Raw genomic sequence first — 26,379 nt, 5'->3', positions numbered from 1 at the left:
CTGATATTTCAGCCATGGTGAAAGATCAACAAGGTCTGAGTATACATTACCGTGATGTAAATGAATTGTAAATTGTTCATATTTAATAATAATAAAAAGCCGATCAAGTGTGATCGGCTTTTGGTTTTTGGTGTTATTTTGCTTAGGCGTTCTTGTATTCAACTAAAATACGTAGCATACGACGCAATGGCTCTGCCGCACCCCAAAGGAGTTGATCGCCTACTGTAAATGCGCCTAAATACTCTTTACCCATATTGAGTTTACGTAGACGGCCGACAGGAACTGTTAAAGTACCCGTTACCGCTACAGGAGTAAGATCAGTCATCGACGCTTCACGAGTATTCGGAACAACTTTCGCCCATTGGCTTGAGTTGCGAATCATCTCTTCGATTTCATCAAGTGGCACATCTTTTTTGAGTTTCAATGTGATGGCTTGAGAATGGCAACGCATTGCACCGATACGAACACAGTGACCATCAATTGGAACGATTTGCTGATTACCCAAAATCTTGTTGGTTTCGACTTGACCTTTCCACTCTTCTTTTGATTGACCACTTTCGAGTTGTTTGTCGATATATGGAATCAATGAACCCGCCAATGGCACGCCAAAGTTTGCTTTAGGGAAATCGTCGCCACGTTGTAAGTCAGCGATTTGACGGTCAATATCTAGAATCGCAGATTTTGGATCATCTAATAATGTTTTGGTGTTGTTATACAAATAACCCATACCCGTGATCAGTTCACGCATATTCTGTGCACCAGCACCAGATGCTGCTTGATACGTCATCGAGGTTGCCCATTCCACCAAATTATTTTGGAACAGTGAACCTAAGCCCATCAACATTAAAGAAACAGTACAGTTACCACCAACGAAGGTTTTAGTGCCATTGACTAAACCATCTTTGATCACATTTAAATTGACAGGATCAAGTACAATGATGGCATCATCAGCCATACGCAGGGTTGATGCTGCATCAATCCAGTAACCGTTCCAACCTTCTGCTTTCAGTTTTGGAAAAACTTCAGAGGTGTAGTCACCACCTTGACAGGTTAAAATGACATCCATTTGCTTCAGACTGCTAATGTCTGTTGCATCCATAAGTGCTGGGGCAGTCTTACCACCAAATGAAGGAGCTTCGCCACCTGCATTACTGGTAGAGAAGTAGAATGGCTCAATGTGAGCAAAATCATTCTCTTCAACCATACGTTGCATCAGGACAGAACCAACCATCCCACGCCAACCGACCAGACCTACTTTCATGTCATTTGCCTCGGTATGTAAAAACTTTTAAGGGGCTTGAGTGTATCAAAAGTGAACGCAACTGCAAGTGTTACATGAATAAAACAGTTGATTTATTGTGTGGAATTATTTGTTTGTGTTAGATGAAAAATTGATAAAGCCGTAACTTTATTGAAAATCCACGAAATCTCCAAGAGTAAAATGAACATGATATGGATTGAGATTTGCGCAGTATTGGTTATTTGGTTAAGTGTATGGTCCTTGATTCCCCGTGATGAATGGTGGTTTAGGGGGGCAGACTTTCCTCGATTACAGATCTTAGCGTTTGGAATAGCGACTTTAGTTGCTTTGCTTTTTATACCCGCTGAGTGGACTTTACAAAGAGAAATATTACTTTTAGGTGTGATCGCAGCAGTCGCCTATCAATTAAAAATGGTGTTGCCTTATACCCCGATATGGAAGAAACAAGTTCAACAGGTGGGTCAGGATCAATTAAATCCTGAACAGCAAATTTCTTTACTTGTTGCCAATGTCTTAACACCCAATGATAAATATCACTTATTACTGCAACAGATTGAAAATTTAAAACCGGATGTTGTGTTAACACTTGAGTCAGATATTGCTTGGCAAGATGCATTAAAGCCGATAGAGGAAGATTATCCCTATCGAGTGGCAGTGCCGTTGGATAATCTTTATGGCATGCATCTATATAGCCGTTTGCCGTTAAATAACACTGAAGTTAAATTTATTTTAAGTGATGAAATTCCATCGATTCATGCAACTTTACAGTTACGTTCAGGGGTTCAGGTTCAACTATATTGTTTACATCCTAAACCACCTAGCCCTACTGAAGCCAAAGATTCGACCTTGAGAGATGCTGAGCTTTTAATTGTAGGTGATCGAATTAAAGACTTAGATCAAAGCTGTATTGTGATGGGGGATTTAAATGACGTGGCTTGGTCAAGAACAACTCGCTTGTTTCAGCGTATCAGTGGTTTACTCGATCCACGAGTAGGTCGCTACTTTATGAATACTTTCCATGCTGATTATTCATTATTACGGTGGTCTTTGGATCATATTTTCCATAGTGCTGATTTTGGTTTGGTCGATATGAAGCGATTACCTTATATTGGTTCAGATCACTTTCCTGTCTATGTTGTATTGCAGACGGGGCGGATTTTTGAGCAACAGCAGCAAGAGTTGGAGCAAACGCAAGCCGATGAAGAAGAAGCACAGCAAGCAATTCAAGAGGGAATAGAAAAGGCGGAGCGAGAAGAAAAGGCGGTGGTAGATGAGCTTGCCCAACCACATAAGGCGATGATGGCGACGCCAGATAAACAATGAACGGTGTAAGCAATATCGTACAATGATTTAGGTCTGTAGCGAATAGTCCTACAAGATTAAAAGGTTTATTCTAAATACATCAGCACAAGGATGCAGGAATGGATTTCCGCTTAAGGATAGCAACGCTGAGATGGAAAAAGTCATCATGGATATGATGCATGCGATGGAAGCAAGATAATAAAAAACAGAGCGAAAGCACAACCTCATTTGCCCGAGTTTTGCAGGATGCAGAACTCGGGTTTTAATTTTTAATAAATCTGCTCATACCCTTCAGCACGTGTTTTAAAACGACGATGGAACCACATCCATTGTGTTGGCGCGATTCTGAGTTGTGCTTCAATAATTTTATTGACACGAATCGCATCAACAACTTCATCTTCGCTTGGCATATTTTCCACAATAGGTTCAATCAACACTTTATATTTTGGGTTGCGTATATCACCGTAGCGATAAAAATAAAGCGGGATTGCCACAGCGTTAGAAATTTTTAATAAACGACGATGGGCAGTGACGGTTGCTGCGGGTACGCCAAAGAAAGGAGCCATTACCCCTTGTTTTAAACCAAAATCTTGGTCGGGGCTATACCAAATCGCACCGCCATTTTTGAGTCTGCGAATGAGTCCACGCATATCATCGTGATCAATTTGATGATTATAAATCGTGGCTCGACATCGATAAATAAACATATCCAGCATCGGATTATCTTGTGGGCGATAAACCACATCTGGTTCAAAGTATTGTGAACACAGATAACCTCCTGCATCGAGTAGGGTACTGTGCGTGCCTAGCAATAGTACGCCATGACCTTGTGCTTGGGCATTTTGAATGTGTTCTAGACCTTCAATATGGTGACGATTTTTAAACCATTTGGGGCTATACCACGCATTCAGGGTTTCAAACATGCCAAGCATCATGTCAATGAAGACTTTTTTTGCATTGCTTTCAACTTCCGCTGACGACCATTCAGGGAAACATACTTCCAAATTCCTTAGCGTGGTTTTACGACGTGATCGGAGTAAAGACCAACATATATGCGCCAAGCCATGTGCCAAGCGCCATTGTATTGCCCAAGGAAGGATTGCTAATAACACGAGAAAGAAAATGCCAATCCAATTCTTCCAATATTTTGGTAATAAAAATTCCCATCGAAATTCGCCAGGAATATAAGACTGTTGTTGGCTCATAGAACTTTGATATGTGAATTAAGTTGAATTTTTGAAAAGTGTAACATGAAGTGGGTTTGTGTGTGTTTTGATGATGAAAATTTTAGAATTTACCAATCGATTGCAAGTGAGTTTATAGCCAAAGGAATTGTGTTTAATTAAATTGAGTGAGCATCTACTCTCTAAAGAATAGATGCTCAGTGAGTTTAGCTTAATTGCCTTTTGACATATTTTCTAAGATATCCCAACGCTCTAACTTTTCTAACAACAATTCTTCAATTGTTGCGAGACGTTGGCTTGCCAATGTCGCTGCATTGGCATCACGAAGAAACCATGATCCATCAGCTAGCTTTTCTGAAAGTTCAGTTTGTTCGGCCTCTAGTTTTTCCATTTCTGCTGGAAGTTGCTCTAACTCACGCTGATCTTTATAACTGAGTTTGACTTTCTTTGGTGCAGTTGCCGCTTCAGCCTTGGCTTGAGCTTTTTTAACATCACTTTTCTGGTCAACTACAGTTTGATCAGGGCGCTGCTCTAAATAGTCTTGATACCCACCAACATACTCATCAATATGACCTTTACCATCAAACACCCAAGTAGATGTCACGACATTGTCCATAAAGGCACGGTCATGCGAGATCAATAAGAGTGTGCCTTTATAATCAGAAAGCATTTCTTCAAGCAATTCAAGCGTGACCATATCTAAGTCATTGGTTGGCTCATCCATCACGATTAAGTTCGATGGCTTAAGCAATAATTTTGCCAACAAGATACGGTTTCGTTCACCGCCAGAGAGCGCTTTTACAGGTGTGCGGGCACGTTCTGGTGAGAATAAAAAGTCTTGTAAATAGCTATAGATATGACGACGATTGCCATTCACATCAACAAAGTCAGAACCTTCTGAAACGTTTGCCATGACTGACTTTTCAAGATCTAAGGCGTTACGTAACTGGTCAAAATAAGCAACTTCGAGTTGTGTGCCTGTTTTAACTGAACCACCATGCTCGATTGCGCCTAAAATCGCTTTGATAAGTGTGGTTTTACCGACACCATTGTCACCGACCAAACCAATACGGTCACCACGTAAGACCAATGCTGAGAAGTCTTTAATAATCGGTGCGTTGTCGCCAAAAGTGACACTGAGATGTTCAATATCAAATACCAACTTGCCAGAACGGTTCGCGTCCTGAGTTGCCATGCTGACTTTGCCTTGTTGCGAGCGACGCGCTTTAGATTGTTCACGTAAATCTTTCAACGCACGAACACGACCTTCATTACGGGTACGACGTGCTTTAATGCCTTGGCGAATCCAGGTTTCTTCTTCAGCTAACTTTTTGTCAAATAATGCATTTTGTTTTTCCTCTGCTTCCATTTGCTGTGCTTTAAGCTCTAAATAGCGAGAGTAGTTACCGTCATAGCTGCGTAATGTGCCACGGTCAAGCTCCACAATACGAGTGGCAATGCTGTCAACAAATGAACGGTCATGCGAAATGAACAGCAGGGTTAGATTATTTTGGTCAAGCAAGAATTTCTCTAACCATTCAATACTTTCAACATCTAAATGGTTGGTTGGTTCGTCGAGTAACAGCACATCAGGCTGGGTTAACAGCGCACGTGCCAATAACACACGACGTTTACGACCACCCGATAAATCTGCCAAATCCGCATGTGGATCCAGTCCCATTTTACTCAGAATAGAGTTCACTTTATTTTCCAGCGCCCAACCATCTAACTGATCAAGCTTATGCTGTAACATGCCCATCCGATCGCAGGCATCCATATCACCCAGTACACAGCTATCGCTGGCTTCGTGATAGGCTTTGAGTACCGCTGCTGCTTCGCCTGCACCGTCAGCTACAATGTCAGCGACCTTGCCTGAATCCATAGGTACATCTTGGGCTAACATCGAAACAGTTAAACCATTTTGAATCGAAACTTCGCCGCTATCGGGCAATAAGCTTCCCTCAATCAGTTTAAGTAAAGTAGACTTACCTTCACCATTACGACCGATTAAACAGACTCGCTCGCCACGTTCTAGGTTAAAGTGTGCGCCATCGAGTAGGGCAGGCCCACCAAATGCGAGGTGGACATCCCTTAAAGTAATATAGGCCATAATGTTTCCTAAAAGCTCAGATGAGGTCTGAAATGACTAAACAACAAAATTTTGATGATCAAGCGTCATTGTCCGCACCCATTGAAGATTTGCAAGTCCGAATTGCATTTTTAGACGATTTAGTTGAACAACTGAACCAACAATTGGTGATTCAGACACAAGAAATTGCAGATTTAAAAAAACAAATGCAGTTCTTGTATCGTCGCATAGAAGCATCGGATTTGTCAGAGGGCATTGCGACTTTTGATCCAATGAGCGATAAACCACCGCATTATTGATTGAAATAGGCATCCTGAACACATACTGTAAGGAAAACTTGCCTTTTAACTCAAACTTATGTAACGCTAATAAAAGGACGTTTTGGGCGACTTTAATGAGTAATGTTGGAATTTGGATCACGGTAGCGATTGTACTGTTTGTACTTGGCTCGATTTTTGGTTTGCGTGTTAGCCCTCGAGAAAAAGCACTCGGTATAATGCGTGACCAAGCGCGAAAAATGGGATTGCATCCGCGCGTCATCGTTGCGCCAGAGTGGACCAAGATTCCAATGGCGACCGAAAATCGTGCCAGTATGGTGACTTATTATAGTGTATTGATCCCAGATGCTCGATTGCCACTTATGCGGGCCAGAGTGATCGATGGGAAACTCCAAGTCGTGCAAGGTGAGCAGAAATTTAATGACTTAGCTATTGCATTAAAAGGAGTTTATGCTATTGATATGCAGGCGAACTGTGTCGGCATGTACTGGGATGAAGAAGTTGATCTCAGAGCCACACAACTTGAAGATATGAAAACTTATTTACACGAATTAGCTAAAATCTAATTATTTGATTTACCACAGGAAAAATGGTTCATTATGGCGAATACTCCACGCTCTGCTGCAAAAAGCACAGCAGCTTCAACCTCTGCTGCAACTAAACGTGCCTTAGTGATTGTGGAGTCGCCTGCAAAAGCGAAAACCATTAATAAATATTTAGGTTCACAATTTATCGTGAAATCATCAGTAGGTCACGTACGTGATTTACCGACAGGTGGGGGAAGTAAGGCAACTGAAAAGAAGCCTGTTACCCGCGTTAAACTCACCGATGAACAAAAGGCTGAGAAAGCACAATCAGCACTGATTAATCGTATGGGTGTCGACCCAGAACATGATTGGGTTGCACACTATGAAGTGTTACCCGGTAAAGAAAATGTCGTTGCCGAACTGAAAAAACTCGCCAAAGATGCTGATGCAATCTATCTCGCAACGGATTTGGATAGAGAAGGGGAAGCGATTGCTTGGCATTTAAGAGAAGTCATCGGTGGCGATGATAGCCGTTACCATCGTGTGGTCTTTAACGAAATTACCAAAAACGCCATTCAAGAAGCATTTAAGCAGCCGACACGCTTGGACTTAAACCGCGTTAATGCACAACAAGCACGTCGTTTTCTCGACCGTGTGGTTGGCTTTATGGTTTCGCCGTTGTTATGGGAAAAGATTGCCCGTGGTTTATCGGCAGGACGTGTTCAGTCAGTTGCGGTTAAGCTGGTCGTCGAGCGTGAACGTGAAATTCGCGCATTTATCCCAGAAGAATATTGGCAAGTCTTTGCAGATACTAAATCGAAAAAAGATGACATTCGCTTAGAAGCGGTGAGACAAGCAGGTAAAACGCTCAAGCTTAAAAATAAAGCGCAAACTGATGCTTTGCTCAGTGTATTAAAAGATGCTGAATATAAAGTTGCATTGCGTGAAGACAAACCAACCAAAGTTAATCCAAGTGCGCCTTATATCACTTCGACCTTACAACAAGCAGCAAGCACACGCTTAGGTTTCTCAGTCAAAAAAACCATGATGCTGGCGCAACGGTTATATGAAGGTGGTTTTATTACCTATATGCGTACTGACTCGACTTTTTTGAGTGATGACGCAGTCAATATGGTACGTAACCATATTCAGCAGACCTTTGGCGATCGATATGTGCCTGAAAAGCCAAATCGCTATGGCAATAAAGCGGGTGCACAAGAAGCGCATGAGGCGATTCGTCCATCTGATGTGGTATTAACTGGCGATAAACTTGCTGGTGTAGAGCGTGATGCTCAGCGTTTATATGATTTGATTTGGCGTCAATTTGTTGCGTGTCAAATGACACCAGCCGAATATTTATCTTCAACTTTAACTGTTGAAGCGGCAAATGTAGAGCTTAAAGCCAAAGGTCGTACTTTAGTCTTTGATGGTTTTACCAAAGTCCGCGGTGCCAATAAATCCGATGATGATGTATTACTTCCTGCTGTTAAAGTCGGGGAAGTGCTGAAATTAGAACAACTTGATCCAAGCCAGCATTTTACCAAGCCGCCTGCACGTTTTACAGAAGCATCATTGGTTAAAGAGTTAGAAAAACGTGGCATTGGTCGTCCATCGACTTATGCTGCGATTATCTCGACCATTCAAGATCGTGGTTATGTCAAACTTGAAAACCGTCGTCTGTTTGCTGAGAAGATGGGTGAGATCGTTACAGATCGCCTCGATGAAAGCTTTAACAACCTCATGAATTATGCGTTTACCGCAGATTTAGAAGGGCAACTTGATAAAGTGGCAATGGGTGATCGGAACTGGAAAGAGCTACTGGATGAATTCTATGGCGATTTCAAAAAGCGCTTAACCAATGCACAAGGCGAAAGCGGTATGCGCCGTAATCAGCCTGTCGAAGTGGCTGACGTGCAGTGCCCTGAATGTTCTCGTCCGATGCAAGTGCGTACTGGTACAACTGGGGTATTCCTCGGTTGTTCGGGGTATAACCTGCCGCCTAAAGAACGCTGTAAAGGTACATTGAATCTGACACCTGTTGAGTCTTTAGCTGTGCTGTCCGATGATGATGGCGCTGAAACAGCAGACTTGATGTCAAAACATCGTTGTCCGAAGTGTGGCACTGCCATGGATAGCTATGTGATTGATGGTGGGCGTAAGTTACATGTTTGTGGTAACAACCCAGACTGTGATGGTTATGAGCTTGAGGAAGGTCAGTTCAAGATCAAAGGTTATGACGGTCCAACCATTCCATGTGATAAATGTGATGGTGAGATGCAGCTTAAAACAGGTCGCTTCGGTCCGTATTTTGCGTGTTCAAGCTGTGACAATACCCGTAAAGTATTAAAGAGTGGTCAGCCTGCGCCGCCTCGTGTTGATCCGATCAAGATGGAACATTTGCGTTCAACCAAACATGATGATTTCTTCGTGTTACGTGATGGTGCAGCAGGGTTGTTCTTGGCAGCAAGTAAATTCCCGAAAATTCGTGAAACTCGTGCACCAAAAGTGGCTGAGTTACGTAGCGTGGCTGAGCAGTTGGACGAGAAGTATCAATTCTTATTGCAAGCACCTGATGTAGATCCTGAAGGAAATCCAACGGTGGTCAAATTTAGCCGTAAGAATCAAGTGCAATACGTGGGTTCAGAAACCCTAGAAGGTAAACAAACCAAGTGGAGTTTAGTTTTCCAAAATGGGAAATGGGTTGAAGCTTAATCATTGATAAAATAAAAAATGCTAGCGATTTGCTAGCATTTTTTATAGAACAAATAAAAGCAATAATTGAATTCTACTTGGGGTTAAGCAATGTGGAAAAATATTCGAGTGGCTTGTTTATTGATGGTGCTCTTGGTGGTTGCGGTGAATGCTTATCGAGATCAAAATCAAGATTGGAATCAGCCGATTATCATTCTACTTCACCCAATTAATGCCGATGGATTAGAAACGACTCAACATTATATTCAGCGATTACAGTTAGATGATTTTGCTGACGTCAAACAGTATTTAGAGCGCAATAGTCAGCACTATCGGGGGCAAAGCAGTTATTTTATGCTGCAAATTGGGCGTGAGCTTTACCATACACCTCCCGCAATGTCAGGGCAGCAGAGTATCTTCAAAAATATTTTATGGAGTTTGAAGTTTCGGTTTTATGCATGGAAACAACGTCAATCGATTGATGGTTATCCAAGTTTAACCTTGTATTTGAATTTTTATGATCCAAAGCAAACCAATATGTTAAAGCATTCTACTGCATTGCAACGTGGTCGAATTGGTTCAGTGAATCTGTTTGCATCACAGAAACAAGTAGATCAAAATAATGTGGTCCTTGTACATGAGTTACTTCATGGATTTGGTGCCACCGATAAATATGCTTTAGATACGGGTGAGCCCATTTTCCCCATTGGTTATGCACAAGCAGATCAGAAGCCATTGTACCCACAAACCAAGGCTGAGATTATGGGTGGGCGTATTCCACTTTCAGAACACAAAAGTAAAATGCCAAATGATCTAGAGCAAACGATGATGAGTATGCTTACGGCAAAAGAAATAGGTTGGATCAAGTAAAGTTGGGGCTTTAAAAGGATGGCGAGGACAATGTGTGGATAAGTCTCGATTTACCCACATATAAACAAAACACTCCTTAAATAAAAATGATGAAATAAAACACCAGTTTCCCTGACATTACATCATGAATTGTCAACATGCCTTATACAGAAGTCCGGATAAAAGACGCTCAGAATATAAATATAAACTTGATGATAAAAGAGTAAATAATGATGAAAACAGTGGGTAACGACCTGATTCGCAATCAGCTACACGCTGATCGTAAATGGTATCTGTTATTGGGCGTGGTATTGATTATTATTGGTCTGGTTCTTTTGGCTGCTTTGCCTTTCGCAACGCTCTCAGCCGTTCTTTTATTCGGTGTACTCATGATGTTGGGCGGGGCTTTACATTTTCTTGCCGCATTTATGGTCTTCAAAGGTGGTACACGCTGGTTGTGGGCATTGTTTGGTGTGTTGTATCTCATCGCAGGTTATTTTGCATTTACCACACCTGTGATTACCGCCGTGGTTCTGACTAGTTTTTTAGCAATTGCTTTAATTATTGCAGGGATTATTCGGACCGTGAACGCCTTTATCCTTAGACCGATGTCGGGTTGGGGCTGGGTGCTTTTTTCAGGTATTGTGACTTTATTCACTGGGGTTTTGATCTTATCCTCGCCAAGTTCACCTTTCTGGGTGCTCGGTATGTTCCTTGCGATTGATATCTTATTTCAAGGCATCAATTATCTGACCTTTGCTGGTGCAATTAAGCAACTCCCGCATAGCTCGACTGCTGTTTGAACTGAGTGATTTGGGTATTAGGAGCATGTGTTGAACATGCTCTTTTTGTTTTTGTAGCGTGAAATGTTTCATTTCCTTTAGTCTGCTAAAATACCACTTCAATTTAAACTGACCGATTTTATGACGCTTGCTAAGCTAATTGATGAACTGAATCCCCAACAGAAACAAGCCGCAACGACGGATGCACAAAACTGCTTGGTTTTAGCAGGGGCGGGTTGTGGGAAGACCAAAACCATTGTGGCTAGAGCAGCGTATTTGATCGATCAGGGCTTAGCAGCACAACAGATTCAGATATTGACCTTTACTCGTCGTGCAGCAAGTGAAATCGTTACCCGTGTGGAGCAGCATATGGGCGCACAAGCCAAGGGTTTACGGGCATCAACATTTCATACTTTTTGCATGTATTTACTTCGCCGTAATCCTAGAGCGTTTGGTTTAACGCAATTCAGTATTATCGATCGTGATGACCAGTTGTTGATGTTTCGTTTATTGCGAGGCAAAGATAAGGGCAATGTGTTACCCAAAGCGGCTGAACTTTGTGACTTGTATTCCTATGCGCGTAATACAAAAACCAAACTTTCTGATGCACTGATCCAACAGCTTCCCCAGGCAGTCGAATATAAAACGCAAATTGCTGAACTGATGCAAGCTTATGAACAGCGTAAGCAAGCACGAAACTTTCTTGATTATGATGATATTTTATCGATTGTCGCAGTGCACTTACAAAACTCACCTGAGTTGGTGAAATGGATGACAGGCTTCTGTTCTGCTTTATTGGTTGATGAGATGCAGGATACCAATCCACTGCAATGGGCTTTGCTGCAACCCTTAGTTGGAAAAGTGAAACTGTTCTGCGTAGGGGATGATGCTCAGTCGATTTATGGTTTCCGTGGTGCAGATTTTGAAAATATTCATCATTTTAAAGAACGAGTGCCTGACGCTGAGGTGCTCACTTTGGCAATGAATTATCGTTCAACGCAGGAAATTTTAGATTTATCTAATTGGTTATTAGAGCAAAGTCAGATTCGTTATGACAAACACTTGTTGGCTTATCGTGGTAAAGGGTTGAAGCCACAATTACATATTTTAGGCAATGAATTTGAAGAATCCAATTGGATTATTCAAGATTTAAATCAACGACATTACCAAGGTGCAGCGTGGGCTGAACACATGGTTTTACTTCGTTCTGGGTTTAGTGGTCGATATTTAGAAGGGGCTTTAATTGCTGCCAATATTCCGTATCGCTTTATTGGTGGGGTGAAACTACTCGAATCCGCACATGTCAAAGATGTATTAAGTTTTCTTCGGGTCAGTGTCAATCCGCAGGATGATTTGGCTTGGATGCGATTTCTGACCTTATGGGATGGTGTTGGCGATGTTGGTGCGAGTAAATTGGCGCAAGAGTTGATCCAACTCGCAGATATTGATGCGCGTTGTCAGCGTTTAGAGCGACATGGCAAAGTGCCACAACACGCAATTTTAATTTTGAAGCAACTCGATGTATTGCAGCAGCATGTTGAAGCCTGTATTGGCTTGGCACTGGATGCGTTGAGTGAACAATTAGAAAATAACTATAAAAATAAAGATTGGAGTCGTCGGGTTAAAGATTTTGATCTGGTAAAACAACTGGCACGGAAACATCAGTTGCTGGGCGAGTTCTTGGAAGAATATGTGCTTGATCCTATTTCTGTTTCCGAAATAGATAAAACCCCTGATCAAGATCTAGTGACTTTGATTACGATTCATTCCGCCAAAGGGACGGAACAAAAAGTGTGTTATGTTCCGCATGTTTCGCCGAATCAATATCCGCACGCACGGGCGCAAGGTGATTTTGATGATGTAGAAGAGGAGCGCCGTGTGCTCTATGTGGCACTTACACGTGCCGAAAATGAATTGATTTTGACCAAACAAAATTTAAATCTATGGTCACAAGATCAATATGATGAGCTAGGGCGGAAAGTAGAAAGCTATTTTCTTAATGATTTACCTCAACATTTGCTAGATGTGCAGATTCATCGTCAAGTTCCTTCGACATTTAATAAAAGTAATTGGCAACGTAACTCAGCAATAAGTTTAGGTTTTGGTATTGATCTCGATTAAACTAGATGTATTCAATTATTTTGATTCATTTCTTTAAAAATGAATCATTTTTTAGGTTTTAGCATGAAAATTTTAGTTCGTAATTTAGATCGTTCCGTGACCGATGCAGAAGTCCTTGAGTTATTCAAACAGTATGGCAAAGTCGAATCTTGTGTCGTGGTGAAGGACGAGGCAACAGGAAAATCTAAAGGTTTTGGCTTTGTAGAAATGACCAATCCAAGAGAGGGTGTCAAGGCGATTAAAGGTTTAAATACCTTACGCGTTAAAGGTGTGGGTATCCGAGTGAAAGCTGCAGACGATAAAGCTTAACTCTCAATGCTGAAGCAATATGCAGCTTTATCTATTGTTGCGCCTCATGGTGAGCGAATTGCACAAGGGCTTAAAACTTTAGAAGTTCGCTCATGGTTACCTGAGGAATTGCCGCTCAGAAATCTCGTTATCGTAGAAAACCAAAGCTATCTGTTGAAAGATGGCGATGAGGAAATCGGCAGAGCGGTTGCTTTGGTTGACATTGAATCTGTGCATGCTTGGCAACAACATGAAGTTGAAGCAGCACAGGCATCTCGTTGGGCTGAAGGTTATTATGCTTGGGTGATCAGCAATGTTCGTCCTTTTGCTACACCTGTAGCATGTATTGCAAAGCGTAGAATTTATCCTGTCGAATTGTTGTGATGATCACTATTTGTTTAATCGTCAATTCGCTTTACAATTGCTCATGATTTATATGAAATAAAATAGGGATTTAAGATGTCTCGTGTTGCTCGCTACCATGCCGATCGTACCAATCAAAAACTTTATTTTGCTCGACTTGCATGTCAACAGGCAGAGCAAACTGAGCATATTCAACAAGCACAGGCTTATCGTGAAGCTGCGGTATTTCATTTGCATGGGGCGATTTTAGCGTTCTTGCAAGAATTGGTGCGTTACTACCGTCTCAATGATTTACAACCGACCTTTAAATCCATTGAAGCGCATATGGCGGATAAGGGGCAGGTCTCTCCAGAAATTTCAGTCTTACAACATTTGGCAAAAGATGGTTTTGTGGCTGAATTAAAACGTGCTTATCGGATGTGCCAATATGCGCCAGAGCCGACTTCGCCAGAGCCTGAGAATGAAACCTCATCCAATTTGATCATCAAAGTCACCCAAAGCCCACAAGCATGGTTGCCTGATGCCAAAATTTTACGTGAATGGCATCGCGAGTTAAGTCACTTAATTGATGGTTTTCGTAACGAAATGGTTGAGTTCTAAGTTAAACCAGTGAGATACTTGAAATTCATGCAAACAGCACTTATATAAATAAGACGTGAGATCGCAAAGTGCACACGTGCTTTGCCACCATGATTGAAGCATGGAGAATATATATGTCAATGCAGCAGTTAAAAGAATTATTTGGTAACCAAGAAGCGGTGCTAGAATTGGTTCAACTCGAAGGTGGTGAGCTCGCGTTACGTAATGCCGGTTCTGAACAAGAGCCTTTAGTAAAGATTCAATTTAGTGACGAAGTGAAAGAAATTCTTGGCGATCAAACACCAGCAGTCGCGCAACATATGATTCAAGCGGCTTTATTTGGTTTGCTAGAAAAGCAAATGAACCAGTGGCAAGCGGAAGTTATGGATGAGCAGCCACCTCATTTAAGCTAATATTTATAAGCAAAAAAGCGTACTTGAGAGTACGCTTTTTTTTATGGTATCTAAAGCGTTTAATAGCCAGTGGATTGGTGTGCCAGCTCGATACGACTTAGAATGAGATGGCTCATATTCTTTGCCATTTCCTCTTTCGCATAGAAGACTTCACCGATATTTTCCTCTCGAATCACCGCCGCTTCTTCCTTGCTTTCAGCACAAATCAAGACTTGGATTTCAGGATTTAACTGTTTGGAAATGTCGACGATCCGATGAATATCCAAAATATCCATTGGGGAAATAACCAATAAACGTGCATGCTGAATATGTGCCTGAATCAAAACATTTGGTTCGGTTGCTTCACCGCTGACCGCAGCGATCCCTTGAGTACGCAATCGTTCCACGATCTCACGGTTTTCTTCGGCGATCACTACTTTGATATTTTGTTGTATTAGATTGTCACTAATGCGACGACCGACCCCACCATAACCAATAATCACCACTTGATCGCGTAAATAGTCTTGATCGACCTCATCAGGTAGCATCGCCAGTGGATCACTACTGCGCTCTAATAGGCGTGCCAGATGCGAACGTTGGCGAATCCACTGTTGTGTTGGTTCGATAGCAGAGAAAATAAATGAGTTCAAGGTGATGGAAAATAGTGCCCCTGCCAGAATCAGATTTTGAGCCTCTAGCGTTAGTAAACCGAGGGCGACCCCCATCGTGGCTAAAATAAATGAGAACTCGCCAATCTGAGCGAGACTTGCACCGACAGTTAAAGCGGTATTGATTGGATAACGGAAGAATAAAACCAAGGCAATCGCTGCCAATGTTTTACCCACCATAATAATCGCAACCACAGCCAGAATATGTAATGGCTCTTCTAGCAAGATACTTGGATCAAATAGCATCCCGACCGATACGAAGAATAAAATCGCAAAGATTTCACGTAAGGGTAGGGTTTCTTCTTCCGCTCGATGACTAAAGTCGGACTCTTTGACTACCATACCTGCGAAGAATGCACCAAGCGCCATCGAAACGCCAAAAACAGCATAAGAACCATAAGCAATAGAGACCGCAGCTGCCACAACGGTTAAAGTAAATAACTCACGTGAACCGAGACGAGCGACAAACTGTATAATCATGGGAACAAGACGTTTGCCCACGATTAACATAAAGGCGATAAAACCAACGACTTTTAATAAAGTAATGCCAATGGTCATCCAAATACTTTGCGATGTATCTGTACCATGTAAAGCGTGTCCACCCAGTAGCACGGCGATAGCGGGTAAAAGCACCAATGCCAACACCATGACCAGATCTTCAACCAAGAGCCAGCCAACAGCGATTTTACCGTTAACAGACTCAAGTAAGCCTCGATCACCCAGTGCCTTGAGCAATACTACAGTGCTGGCACAAGATAAACTTAAACCAAAGACGAGGGCCGAACCAAAGCTCCATCCCCAAAGCATGGAGACACCCACACCAAGTAAGGTTGCGACGCTGATTTGCAGAATTGCACCAGGTATGGCAATACGGCGGACTTGAAGTAAGTCTTTGATGGAAAAATGCATGCCCACGCCAAACATGAGAAACATGACACCAAGTTCAGCCAACTGATTGGCAAGTTTGATATCACCCACAAAACCTGGGGTGTTTGGGCTAATAATAATGCCCGCAATGAGATAACCAATTAAAGGAGGTAAGCGTAAACGTGCTGCGATGTAGCCAAAAATAAGCGCAAAACCAAAACCAACAGCAAGTAATATAATTAAACCAACATCATGTGGCATTAGAACTCCTTAATCGTTGCGGTTAAGGTATAAATAAATCAGCATAAAACATGCCAACAAGAAATCGAATAAATTGTAACAAGTAAAATAGAAATTGTTGATGACAATTTTTTTAATTATCAAAAAAAATCATGTAAATCTCGATTATGTTGCTATAAGCGCATTTGACTGTGGGGCTGCTACTTTTTTTAGAGCAAAAAAAAACGACCTCAAAAGAAGTCGTTTTTTTAAAGAAACCAAAATTATTTAATTTTAGCTTCTTTGAAGATTACGTGTTGACGGATTTTTGGATCAAATTTTTTGATTTCCATTTTTTCCGGCATTGTACGTTTGTTCTTAGTCGTGGTATAGAAATAACCAGTACCAGCGGTAGAAACGAGACGGATTTTATCACGCATTGTTCAGACTCCTTAGATCTTTTGACCTTGAGCACGGAGATCAGCAACAACTTTCTCAATACCCAATTTATCAATAATACGCATACCTTTAGTGGTTAAACGAAGACGTACAAAACGTTTTTCGCTTTCTAACCAGAAACGGTGGTGGTGCAGGTTCGGCTCGAACCGGCGTTTGGTTTTGTTGTTTGCGTGCGATACGTTGTTACCAACGATAGGACGCTTGCCGGTAACTTGGCAAACCTTAGACATGGTGAACTCCATTGCTAGTTTTATAGCACTGTTTCGTGCAACTAGCCATTCAAGTAAACGGATGAAATCATTCAAGGGGCGTTTTATACCAAAAATACGATTAAAAGACAAGCGAAATTGGTAAAAACAAGGCATGAACTTGTTTGATAGGTCATGCCTTGATCAGCCTAGCGAAATAGTGTTTTCAAAAGCAGTTTGTGCGCCGCTTTATTATATGGCGGCAGAATGAATTTTAAACTATAAAGTTTAGGGCTTACAGGATTAGACATCATCGAGCGTTCGTGTGAGAAGCTAAAGAATCCTTCCTTACCATGATATTTGCCCATACCTGATGCACCGACACCACCAAATGGCAAGTCATCTTGAGCGACATGAGTTAAAACTTGGTTAATACCAAAATGTCCTGAATGAGTACGCCCCGCAACATATTCTGCACGCGCACTGTCAACATCGAAATAATAGAAAGCCAATGGACGAGGACGACTATTAATGAATTGAAGCGCATCTTCGATGTGTTCATATTCTAAAATAGGCAGAATTGGACCAAAGATCTCATTCTTCATAATTTCCATGTCAGTGCTGACACCAGTCAATAAAGTCGGTGCTATTTTACGAGCTTCAGTTAAAGACTCGTTCTTGCTGTTTAACTCAACAATATGAGCACCTTGCTTTTGTGCATCCTCAAGATAACCTTGTAGACGGTTATATTGTTTGTCATTGACAATCGAGGTGTAGTCATTGTTGTCAGCCAAAGTTGGATACATGCTATTTACAAAGTCTTGATAATGCTTCGTGAATTCAGCCGTCTTACCTTTAGGCAAGAACATATAATCTGGTGCAACGCAGGTTTGACCTGCATTCCAAAGCTTTCCAACCGCAACGCGTTGAGCGACATCACGAATATTCATGGATGAGTGAACGAGTGCTGGAGACTTACCTCCCAGTTCCAAAATAACCGGAACAAGGTTCTGAGCAGCAGCGGCCATGACCGTTTTACCGACAGAGGTCGAGCCAGTAAAAATCAGTTTGTCGAATGCAAGATGACTAAATGCATCTGAAATAGGACCGCCACCATTTACAACGGCAACTAATTCTTGAGGGAAGGCTTCTGAAAGCGCATTTTCGAGCGCATAACCAAAGTTTGATGATGCACTAGAAATTTTAATCATGGCATGATTGCCCGCAGCCAATGCACAAATCAGTGGGCCAACGGAGAGCAATAGTGGATAGTTCCATGGTGCAATAACACCAATGACGCCTAAGGGCTGATATTGTACCCAGCCTTTAGCTGGTTGGTGTAACATGCTGATATGTCGTTTAGATGGTTTCATCCATTCGGTCAAGTTCTTGCTATAGTATTTAATATGTTCTAAGCAGGTAAGAACTTCACCAATTTTGGTTTCCATAATGGCACGATTGCCATAATCTTGACTAATTGCATTCGCAAATTCATCTTGGTACTTTACCAAAATGTTTTTAAGTCGAGCCAAGCGCTCAATACGTTCTTTTGCGCTTGGGACAGGATGACGTTGGTAAGCAACTCTTTGCTGTTCAAGCAAATCATGTAGCCGTTTTACATCAACATGAGGTGTCATTGCGGTTGTTTTTGTTTGACTGTTCATAGGAGTAGACCAAAAGAAAACTTATTTACTTTTTCATTTTTAGAGTAAATACTCTAAAGTGTCAAGTCGCCTTGTGGGTTTGTTTTATAACTCATTGATAATCTTATAGATGGTTAAAAACGATGTCGAATGCTAAACCGAACAAAACTAAAGACAAAATTTTGCAGATCAGTTTGCAGCTATTTAATGAGCGTGGCGAGCGTTCCGTCACGACCAATCACATCGCGGCTGAACTCGGTATTAGTCCAGGCAATTTGTATTATCACTTTCGTAATAAGCAAGAAATCATTAAGGAACTTGCGCTGCAATATCAGGCTGAGACCTTAGGTATGTTGGCGTTACCTGATGATCGTCAACTCAATGCCAATGACAAAATTAGTTATTTTCAGGTATTAAGTAATCAACTTTGGGCTTATCGTTTCATTCATCGTGATGTTTATCATCTTGTTGAAAATAATGATGATTTTAGAAAAATTTATCCGCGTTTTGCGGGGCAGGTCATGCAACAAGGGCAAAGAATCTATCGTGCATTCGTTGATGCTGGGTTGATGAAAATGACTGATTCTGAAATTGAAGCGTTGATTATCAACTTATGGATCGTGCTGACCAACTGGACCAATTTCCTCTATATGTCAGGTCATATTAGTGACAACAACCACTTAGAAGAAAAGTGGGTATGGCAAGCATTACGACAAATGTTGTTTTTAGAAGGGCCTTATTTAATGGGTGAAAGTCGTCAGACTTATGAGCTGTTACTTCAATCGCTTGGTCCCTCTGATCTTTTTGCAAGCTTGTCAATGCTTAAAAATGATGGCGGGTAGGCGACAGCTATTTAGTCCGTGACAAAAAAGCGTTAGAATGCTCGGCTTGATTTTAATTTGATTTGAATAAGTGATATTAACCACATGAACACGACTACTGCCCATACAGCACGACTACTGATTACTTGTGAAGACAAGCCGGGCATCGTGCAAGCTGTATCGAGCTTTTTGTATCATCAGGGAGCAAACATTACCGCACTTGATCAGTACGCAACAGAAGCTCAAGGCGGACGTTATTTTATGCGTGTTGAGTTTGAGTTGGATCATTTGCAGTCTCGCAAAGAAGCTTTGATGCAAACTTTTGCTGCGAATGTTGCTGAACGTTATGGGATGCAATGGAAACTCGCCTTTGTAAATGAATTGAAAAAAGTCGGGATTTTAGTCTCTAAAGTTGACCATGCTTTGCTTGAGCTGTTATGGCGTCATGCGCGTGGTTCATTGGAGTGTGAAATTACCCATGTGATTTCAAATCATGAAGATTTGCGAGAAGCGGTTGAGAATTTTGGTATTCCATTTACCGTGATAAAAGTGACCAAAGACAATAAAACAGAAGCTTATGCGCAAATCAATGAGATGATGCAAGGCAATGATTTACTTGTTTTAGCACGTTATATGCAAATTTTGAGTGAAGACTTCGTCGCGAAATGGGAAATGAAGATCATCAACATTCATCATTCATTCTTGCCTGCTTTTGTTGGTGCGAACCCATATAAGCAAGCGTATGAAAAGGGTGTGAAATTGATTGGTGCAACCGCGCATTATGTCACTGCAGACTTGGACCAAGGGCCAATTATTGAGCAGGATGTTGAGCGTGTGAGCCATGATTATAACGTTGAACAATTACGTGAGTTAGGCGAAGATGTTGAACGTAATGTATTGGCACGTGCAGTCAAATGGCATTTAGAAGACCGTATTATTGTCGATGGAAATAAGACCGTCGTTTTCTAATAGACCTAAAGCTCTATGTCATAAGAAAGAACATGCCGATCGGCATGTTTTTTTACCACACGGTACTGTTATGTTATAATATTGCTTTTTAAGTGGGTTGAGTTATTCATTTAAGTCATATTCACAAAAAAATAGTTGCAAATGAAAACACTTCTCATTTATTATTGCAGCACTTTAATTGTTCTATCCGATGTGTATGATCGTTTTTTTACGAATACCGTCTATTAGGTACTTTGATTTTTATGAGTCCATCTCCTGCAGCATTCAACACGTCAAGCCCGATGAAAAAGAAAATCATCACTGCCTTAGTTGCAGTTGTGATTGGACATGTGGGAGTTTTGTGGGCGGTTAGCCACATCAAAACGATTGAGTTGAAACCAATCGAAAAAGAGCCGCTTAAGGTTAAATTCGTTAAAATTAAAGAACCTCCAAAAGCTGAACTCCCTAAACCTAAAGAGACACCAAAGCCTGAACCTAAGAAAGAAGTGAAAGAGGTTAAAATCGTTGAAAAACCATTACCTCCACCACCGAAGAAAATTGAAAAAGTGCAGCAAGTAAAAGCTGAAGCACCTAAGCAAGTGATTCAAAAAACCGAACCAAAAGTTGAAACGAAGATTGAAACGACAGTTGTTAGTACAACTGTAACGGAAAAGGTGGTTGAAAAACCAAAACCTGTTCAAGAAGCCGCTAAACCTCAAGCTGCTGCTGATCCATCACCAAAAAGTGTATCAATTGGTGGTGCTGGTATCCAATGGAGTCGTACACCGAAGCCAACAGCAACTGCAAAAGACATGGAAAACCAACCACGGTCTGCTGTGGTCGCGATTGAAGCAGATGAGAAAGGAAAGATTACTAGTGTTCGTATTGTACGTAGTACCGGATTACCTGCATTAGATGAAAAGCTGGTAAGGCAGGTTCGAAGTGGAAGATTCAAACCGTATATGGAAAATGGCGTTGCTTATCCGATTAAAGCAGAGCTACCATTAGATTTAACCCTTTAAAAGATTTAAGCCTTAACGGCTAACTTTAATTAGGAGTTCGAGTATGAACTTTTCAGTTTATTGGCAACATGCAGATGCAGTGAGTAAGACGCTGTATTTCATTCTTCTTGCAATGTCGATTGCGACGTGGACGATTTTTATTCTACGTATTTTAGGAACACGCCAATTAAAACAACAGGCTTATGCTCAGCTTGCTCAGGCTTTGACGACGCTTAAAGCGAAGTTACAACCATTAACCTTTGAGCAGCGTAAAGCAGTCGCTGAACAAGCCCTACTGCGCCAAATTTCTGCTGAGAAATCACAAGCAGAAAAAGGCGTATCAGTACTTGGGACAATTGCTTCACTTGCACCGTTCGTTGGTTTGTTTGGTACAGTGTGGGGAATCTTCCATGCACTTGTGGCGGTCGGTAAAAGCGGTCAGGCTGGTTTAGCACAAGTTGCGATTCCTGTCGGTGAGGCGTTGATCATGACGGGTCTAGGTCTTGCGGTTGCGATTCCTGCGGTATTGGCTTACAACATCTGTATGCGTTTCAATCGTGGTTTGGCACATGATTTACAAGATCAGGCTCATGGCTTGTTGATTGATACCATGTTGCAGCAAGAAAGCACCGCAAAGACTGAAACTAAAGCGACTCAACAAAGTTTAGTTGGAGGTCAAGCTTAAAATGGGCTTTCAATTGGGTGAAGATCACGACAGTGGCATGAATGAGATGAACCTCATTCCTCTGATCGATATTATGTTGGTATTGATGATTATCTTTTTAGTCACGGCAACGGTTGCTAGCCCATCAATTCCATTAAGCTTACCAAAGACAACGGCTGAAATTATAGATCCGCCACCAAAAGCAATTACCATTAGTATTAATGCGAGTGGTGCGGTGGCTTGGGATACGCAAATTATTAGTTTAGATGAGCTAGAACAGCGTTTCCAAGAGGCAGGTCAAGCAGAGAATAAACCGACTGTACAATTACGCGCAGACAAAGAATCAAAATACGATACAGTTGCGCAAGTGATGTCTCGTGCCAGTGAAGCAGGCTTAAGTGATATTGCTTTTGTTAGTGAAAATTAATTTAATTCAGCCTGATAAAAAATTGAAAGCAACGCCAAGCGTTGCTTTTTTTATGTCTACTCGGTTTTGAGTAAATCCATAAACTTTGCCCGCAATTTAGAGAGCTTCGGCGGAATGCTAAAGTTGCAATAGCCTTGTGAGGGATTGCGCGCATAAAAATTTTGATGCTCATCTTCAGCAGGATAAAAGATCGGGGCAGGACTCAGTTCAGTGACAATATTTAAGCTTTCATCTTCCAAACTTTGAATCACCTGCTCTGCGAGTTGTTTCTGTTCATCATTAAAGTAATAAATAACAGAACGGTATTGTGTACCGATATCGTTGCCTTGACGGTTCAATGTGGTTGGGTCGTGCGTGGTAAAGAATACATTTAAAAGTTGAGCATAGCTGATTTGTTGTTCATCAAAATCAATTAAGACAACTTCAGCATGTTGTGTCGTACCCTGACAGACTTGCTCATAACTTGGGTGTTGAACAATTCCGCCAGCATAACCGCTGACCGCTTTTTCAACACCTCTGAGTTGTAGAAATACAGCTTCTACACACCAAAAACATCCACCACCAAACAGTGCCTGTTGCATAAAGTTCCCCAATTTTTATTTTTTAAGAATGTGTCTAAAGTAAACCAAGTGCTCAAAAAGTAAAAGCCCGTGTTTGAAACGAACTTTTACTTTTTTATGATAAAGCATTAAGGCAATGGCTGAGTCACTGTCACGAAACTGACGAGGGCTTTGCCAGAACTGTCTAAGAATTGAAGTTCGTGTCCTTTGATCTTATAGCTTGCAGTATTGGTTAAGGCGTCGGAATATTGACGAGAAAGAGTCGCATTGTCGTTGCCAATACAAGCCATTTTGGTCGATGCAATTGGACCGAATTGTAACTGCTTGGCATTACTTTCAAAGCTACCAAAAATCTTGTTACAGCCATCCGCACCAGAGAAACGCTTTGCTTGAGCATCCAATTGGATCGATGGTTGTTTACCAGAGAGCGCATTGCTTTCGATCTCAACACCATTAATCTGTGTCGCGACCCAAGTGTGGTTATATAAGCCGATACTTTCTTTTTGAGATGCATTGGATGAGGTATGCAGCGATTCAGTGCCTGCACAACCAGACATGACAACCGCAACCGCCAAAGTACTAGAAGTTAACAATGTTTTTAACATAAAAATTGAAATCCAAGTCGTTGTGTTTATATGGCTATGATTTAAATCAATATTGATGTAGAAGGATGGTATGTAGCGTATTCTTTTGTAAATATTAATTTATTTCTAATATAACTAGTATGAGGTTTATTCAGTTTTAGGCAGGCCAGTACGAATAACGGCCGAAAAAAACTCGCTACTTTGATTGGGTTGTTTAGCGTATTGTTCTGAACGAGGGTTGATATGAGCCAGTTGATACCACTCTTTCATACTGTAGTTTTGATTAAGTGCTTTCAGATCATGTAAATAATTGGGTAAATAGCCCGAAGCCAAAAGGCGGTAATCTTTCGGCAATCTGTGTGGGTTGATGGCCTGTGCCATGTCAAAAATGAGGGTGGTACAGTTACTGGTTAGCGTGTTGTACCATTTTGCTTCAGCACGCAATTCATCTGCTTTATTTAGATATTCAATAAATAAAGCCTTGCGCTCATCAGCAGGCATTTTGATGGGGAATAGATAGACTTGTTCATTACGAATATTACTTCGTGTATACACAATATCTTTTTCATCAGAGGCGATTAGGCTCAGCTCATATTTACGAAAGAAACCGCCAATTGCTGAAAATGATTCGCCTTTTTCTTTGCGGATTTCAATCGAGAAGACCAATGGTTTTTGGTCTGCGAAATCGAAACTAACCAGTGTGTGAGCAATCTGTGGTCCCATCCAATATGAAGCAATGACATTGATGCCAGTAATTTTACTCAGGTCAACAGTGCGGTCTTCCCAGCGAACATCATAACTGCCGTCGGCATGCCAGTTAAAATTGCGAACATGATGTAGCGTGACAATATCACCATGTTTTTCATAACTGAGTTGTTCTGCAACCTCAGGATCCCATTCACGATCTTGTCTTGCATCTAATGAGAAATACCAAAGCAGTGAACAAGCAAATGCACAACAATAGAGGATAATGTCAGTCCGTCGACTGAAAATGTGACCACTGATATAAAAACCAATTAAGCTCAGTGCAAATAAGACCCAAAGCAGTATGATCAGACGACTAAAGACACTGCCAAGGGGTTGTTGAATCCAGAGCGCTAGGCACAACCATGCACTTGAAAGGATCACGAATAGGGTAAAAGTACTATGTAATAGTCCAATTCCTAACGCAATGAAAAACTCACGTGATCCAATGTCATGCATAACAATTCGCGATCCATTTTTTATTTTTGATAAGTTGCAAACTCAAAGGTGATATTTGATTTTTCATCAATATGCTGTTCTGAGTTTACTTTATGAAAGTCCTCAGAGATTTTTGGATAATGTGCATCGCCTTGTACATCCAAATCCACATGCGTGAGTTCCAGACGATCGGCAATCGCAAGTGTTTGGTTAAAAATCTCTCCACCCCCAATAATAAATAAGGATGCTTTTTCAGAGTGTTGTACGTCTGTAAGTGCAGCATTTAATGCATCTTTGATGCTATGCGCAACCTTAACCCCATCAAACTGCCAAGATGGGTCACGAGTAATCACCCAGTTCACGCGATTTGGCAGCGCTCGTCCCATGGATTCAAGCGTCTTGCGGCCCATGATCACTACGCCGCCTTGGGTAATGGCTTTGAAATGCTTAAGATCGGCAGAAATATGCCACGGTAGTGCATTGCCTTTACCAATACAGTTTTTTTGGTCCATTGCCACAACGTGTACAACTTCAGTTCCTTGCCATGCCATCTGGTGTTCTCTCTTAAGATAATTAAACTGCGACAGGTGCTTTAATTGCAGGATGTGATTCATAGCCTACAATTTCAATATCCTCAAATTTAAAGTCGAAAATATCGTTGATCTCTGGATTGAGTTTTAATTGACACAAAGCTAATGGCTCACGAGAAAGCTGTAATTGCGCTTGTTCAAAATGATTGGCATATAGATGAGTATCACCACCTGTCCAGACAAAATCACCAACCTCTAAGCCACACACCTGCGCAATCATATGAGTGAGTAGGGCATAGCTGGCAATATTAAATGGCACACCTAAGAAGACATCGGCACTACGTTGATAGAGCTGACATGACAGTTTGTTATCTTGTACAAAAAATTGGAACAGGGTATGACAAGGAGGGAGTGCGACTTTCCCAGCCTCGTTTGGATTCCATCCAGACACGATTAAACGACGTGAATTTGGATTGGTTTTGATTTCATTTACTAACCATTTGATTTGATCAAAACCATTTTGCTGATAGCTACCGTCGTCATTTTGAGTCGCGCCAAAGTTGCGCCATTGGTGTCCATAAACAGGACCGAGTTCGCCTTCAGGACGACCAAAACGAGCAGTTTGTTCTGCGGTTGCCCATTCATCCCAAATTGAGACTTTGTGGTCTTTTAGATATTGAACATTGGTGTCGCCCTTAAGAAACCAAAGTAGTTCAATCACAATCGAACGAAAGTGGACTTTCTTGGTGGTTAATAAGGGGAAACCTTTGGAGAGGTCAAAGCGCATTTGATGACCAAATACTGAACGTGTCCCAGTTCCTGTGCGGTCTCCTTTGTCGCCGCCATTGTCGAGAATATGTTGTAAAAGGTCTAAGTATGTGCGCATAACTTTCTCTAAAATCTTGTGTGAAC

General features: G+C 41.5%; 28 protein-coding genes. 16 read left to right on the top strand and 12 right to left on the bottom strand.

The features are described 5' to 3' along the window. Positions 1-142 precede the first annotated feature (142 nt). Positions 143-1,261 carry an aspartate-semialdehyde dehydrogenase gene (gene asd / locus MMO38_RS08910; RefSeq protein WP_004668535.1) on the bottom strand — a complete coding sequence of 373 codons (1,119 nt, stop codon included), beginning with the start codon at positions 1,259-1,261 and terminating at the stop codon, positions 143-145. Between the two features lie 186 nt (positions 1,262-1,447). Here asd and MMO38_RS08905 point away from each other — a divergent pair, with 186 nt between their 5' ends. Further along, positions 1,448-2,584, top strand: a complete 1,137-nt coding sequence (locus MMO38_RS08905; protein WP_241323287.1) for an endonuclease/exonuclease/phosphatase family protein — start codon at positions 1,448-1,450, stop codon at positions 2,582-2,584. 248 nt (positions 2,585-2,832) lie between these two features. Here MMO38_RS08905 and MMO38_RS08900 read toward each other — a convergent pair whose 3' ends face one another. Both MMO38_RS08900 and MMO38_RS08895 read right to left on the bottom strand, forming a co-directional pair. Then, positions 2,833-3,768 (bottom strand): lauroyl acyltransferase, encoded by a 936-nt coding sequence (locus MMO38_RS08900; RefSeq protein ID WP_241323286.1) that lies wholly within the window; start codon positions 3,766-3,768, stop codon positions 2,833-2,835. 190 nt (positions 3,769-3,958) lie between these two features. Further along, positions 3,959-5,857, bottom strand: a complete 1,899-nt coding sequence (locus tag MMO38_RS08895; protein ID WP_005194976.1) for an ATP-binding cassette domain-containing protein — start codon at positions 5,855-5,857, stop codon at positions 3,959-3,961. Positions 5,858-5,889: 32 nt separating this feature from the next. Here MMO38_RS08895 and MMO38_RS08890 point away from each other — a divergent pair, with 32 nt between their 5' ends. The 10 genes from MMO38_RS08890 (at position 5,890) to MMO38_RS08845 (ending at position 14,727) form a co-directional block, all read left to right on the top strand. Beyond that, positions 5,890-6,135: a SlyX family protein gene (locus MMO38_RS08890; RefSeq protein WP_004668540.1), complete on the top strand. Its 246-nt coding sequence runs from the start codon at positions 5,890-5,892 to the stop codon at positions 6,133-6,135. Positions 6,136-6,230: 95 nt separating this feature from the next. Continuing rightward, positions 6,231-6,680, top strand: coding sequence for an ammonium transporter (locus tag MMO38_RS08885; protein WP_241323285.1), 450 nt, complete (start codon positions 6,231-6,233; stop codon positions 6,678-6,680). 33 nt (positions 6,681-6,713) lie between these two features. Next, the gene (topA, locus tag MMO38_RS08880; protein WP_241323284.1) at positions 6,714-9,353 is read left to right on the top strand and encodes a type I DNA topoisomerase; all 2,640 of its coding nucleotides are present in this window, start codon (positions 6,714-6,716) and stop codon (positions 9,351-9,353) included. A 90-nt stretch (positions 9,354-9,443) separates the two neighbouring features. Continuing rightward, positions 9,444-10,202, top strand: a complete 759-nt coding sequence (locus MMO38_RS08875; protein ID WP_241323283.1) for a hypothetical protein — start codon at positions 9,444-9,446, stop codon at positions 10,200-10,202. Positions 10,203-10,411: 209 nt separating this feature from the next. Beyond that, complete coding sequence (locus MMO38_RS08870) at positions 10,412-10,984, top strand: HdeD family acid-resistance protein (protein ID WP_241323282.1); 573 nt, start codon at positions 10,412-10,414, stop codon at positions 10,982-10,984. 120 nt (positions 10,985-11,104) lie between these two features. Then, complete coding sequence (locus MMO38_RS08865) at positions 11,105-13,084, top strand: ATP-dependent helicase (RefSeq protein WP_241323281.1); 1,980 nt, start codon at positions 11,105-11,107, stop codon at positions 13,082-13,084. A 63-nt stretch (positions 13,085-13,147) separates the two neighbouring features. Further along, entirely contained in the window at positions 13,148-13,393 is a 246-nt protein-coding gene (locus tag MMO38_RS08860) for an RNA-binding protein (protein WP_004668553.1), read from the top strand. A 6-nt stretch (positions 13,394-13,399) separates the two neighbouring features. Continuing rightward, positions 13,400-13,756: an ASCH domain-containing protein gene (locus MMO38_RS08855; protein WP_241323280.1), complete on the top strand. Its 357-nt coding sequence runs from the start codon at positions 13,400-13,402 to the stop codon at positions 13,754-13,756. A 75-nt stretch (positions 13,757-13,831) separates the two neighbouring features. Then, complete coding sequence (locus tag MMO38_RS08850) at positions 13,832-14,335, top strand: DUF6586 family protein (RefSeq protein WP_005194988.1); 504 nt, start codon at positions 13,832-13,834, stop codon at positions 14,333-14,335. A 113-nt stretch (positions 14,336-14,448) separates the two neighbouring features. After that, positions 14,449-14,727: a hypothetical protein gene (locus tag MMO38_RS08845; RefSeq protein ID WP_004668558.1), complete on the top strand. Its 279-nt coding sequence runs from the start codon at positions 14,449-14,451 to the stop codon at positions 14,725-14,727. A gap of 59 nt (positions 14,728-14,786) precedes the next feature. Here MMO38_RS08845 and MMO38_RS08840 read toward each other — a convergent pair whose 3' ends face one another. From MMO38_RS08840 to MMO38_RS08825, 4 genes are all read right to left on the bottom strand, one after another. Then, positions 14,787-16,502, bottom strand: a complete 1,716-nt coding sequence (locus MMO38_RS08840; RefSeq protein ID WP_005194989.1) for a cation:proton antiporter — start codon at positions 16,500-16,502, stop codon at positions 14,787-14,789. Between the two features lie 242 nt (positions 16,503-16,744). Next, a complete protein-coding gene (rpmG, locus tag MMO38_RS08835) occupies positions 16,745-16,900 on the bottom strand; it encodes a 50S ribosomal protein L33 (RefSeq protein WP_003654787.1) in 156 nt (51 codons plus the stop codon). A gap of 12 nt (positions 16,901-16,912) precedes the next feature. Beyond that, complete coding sequence (gene rpmB / locus MMO38_RS08830) at positions 16,913-17,149, bottom strand: 50S ribosomal protein L28 (RefSeq protein ID WP_004649871.1); 237 nt, start codon at positions 17,147-17,149, stop codon at positions 16,913-16,915. 167 nt (positions 17,150-17,316) lie between these two features. Continuing rightward, positions 17,317-18,771 carry a coniferyl aldehyde dehydrogenase gene (locus tag MMO38_RS08825; protein WP_241323279.1) on the bottom strand — a complete coding sequence of 485 codons (1,455 nt, stop codon included), beginning with the start codon at positions 18,769-18,771 and terminating at the stop codon, positions 17,317-17,319. Positions 18,772-18,893: 122 nt separating this feature from the next. Between MMO38_RS08825 and MMO38_RS08820 the strand changes: the two genes are divergently transcribed. The 5 genes from MMO38_RS08820 to MMO38_RS08800 all read left to right on the top strand — a co-directional run bounded on the left by MMO38_RS08820 (position 18,894) and on the right by MMO38_RS08800 (position 22,611). Next, positions 18,894-19,592 (top strand): TetR/AcrR family transcriptional regulator, encoded by a 699-nt coding sequence (locus MMO38_RS08820; RefSeq protein ID WP_004668564.1) that lies wholly within the window; start codon positions 18,894-18,896, stop codon positions 19,590-19,592. Between the two features lie 84 nt (positions 19,593-19,676). Then, positions 19,677-20,540, top strand: coding sequence for a formyltetrahydrofolate deformylase (purU, locus tag MMO38_RS08815; RefSeq protein ID WP_241323278.1), 864 nt, complete (start codon positions 19,677-19,679; stop codon positions 20,538-20,540). Positions 20,541-20,782: 242 nt separating this feature from the next. After that, positions 20,783-21,541, top strand: coding sequence for a TonB family protein (locus MMO38_RS08810; protein WP_005194992.1), 759 nt, complete (start codon positions 20,783-20,785; stop codon positions 21,539-21,541). A gap of 43 nt (positions 21,542-21,584) precedes the next feature. Continuing rightward, entirely contained in the window at positions 21,585-22,205 is a 621-nt protein-coding gene (locus tag MMO38_RS08805) for a MotA/TolQ/ExbB proton channel family protein (RefSeq protein WP_004668569.1), read from the top strand. A 1-nt stretch (position 22,206) separates the two neighbouring features. Beyond that, positions 22,207-22,611 carry a biopolymer transporter ExbD gene (locus MMO38_RS08800; protein WP_004668571.1) on the top strand — a complete coding sequence of 135 codons (405 nt, stop codon included), beginning with the start codon at positions 22,207-22,209 and terminating at the stop codon, positions 22,609-22,611. A gap of 56 nt (positions 22,612-22,667) precedes the next feature. Here the strand turns inward: MMO38_RS08800 and msrA are convergent, their stop codons facing one another. The 5 genes from msrA to thyA form a co-directional block, all read right to left on the bottom strand. Beyond that, on the bottom strand, positions 22,668-23,192 hold the full coding sequence (gene msrA, locus MMO38_RS08795) for a peptide-methionine (S)-S-oxide reductase MsrA (RefSeq protein ID WP_241323277.1): 525 nt from the start codon (positions 23,190-23,192) through the stop codon (positions 22,668-22,670). Between the two features lie 107 nt (positions 23,193-23,299). Next, positions 23,300-23,776: an META domain-containing protein gene (locus tag MMO38_RS08790; protein WP_241323276.1), complete on the bottom strand. Its 477-nt coding sequence runs from the start codon at positions 23,774-23,776 to the stop codon at positions 23,300-23,302. A gap of 126 nt (positions 23,777-23,902) precedes the next feature. Next, positions 23,903-24,958, bottom strand: a complete 1,056-nt coding sequence (locus MMO38_RS08785) for a DUF4105 domain-containing protein (RefSeq protein ID WP_241323275.1) — start codon at positions 24,956-24,958, stop codon at positions 23,903-23,905. 20 nt (positions 24,959-24,978) lie between these two features. After that, positions 24,979-25,488, bottom strand: coding sequence for a dihydrofolate reductase (locus MMO38_RS08780; RefSeq protein ID WP_004668576.1), 510 nt, complete (start codon positions 25,486-25,488; stop codon positions 24,979-24,981). Between the two features lie 22 nt (positions 25,489-25,510). After that, positions 25,511-26,353, bottom strand: a complete 843-nt coding sequence (gene thyA, locus MMO38_RS08775; RefSeq protein ID WP_241323274.1) for a thymidylate synthase — start codon at positions 26,351-26,353, stop codon at positions 25,511-25,513. Between the last annotated feature and the right edge of the window lie 26 nt (positions 26,354-26,379).

Source organism: Acinetobacter sp. NIPH 1852 (genome assembly GCF_022549455.1).
GTDB lineage: Bacteria > Pseudomonadota > Gammaproteobacteria > Pseudomonadales > Moraxellaceae > Acinetobacter.
Note: the sequence above shows the minus strand (reverse complement) of the source record. Positions and strands in the feature narration are given on the sequence as shown.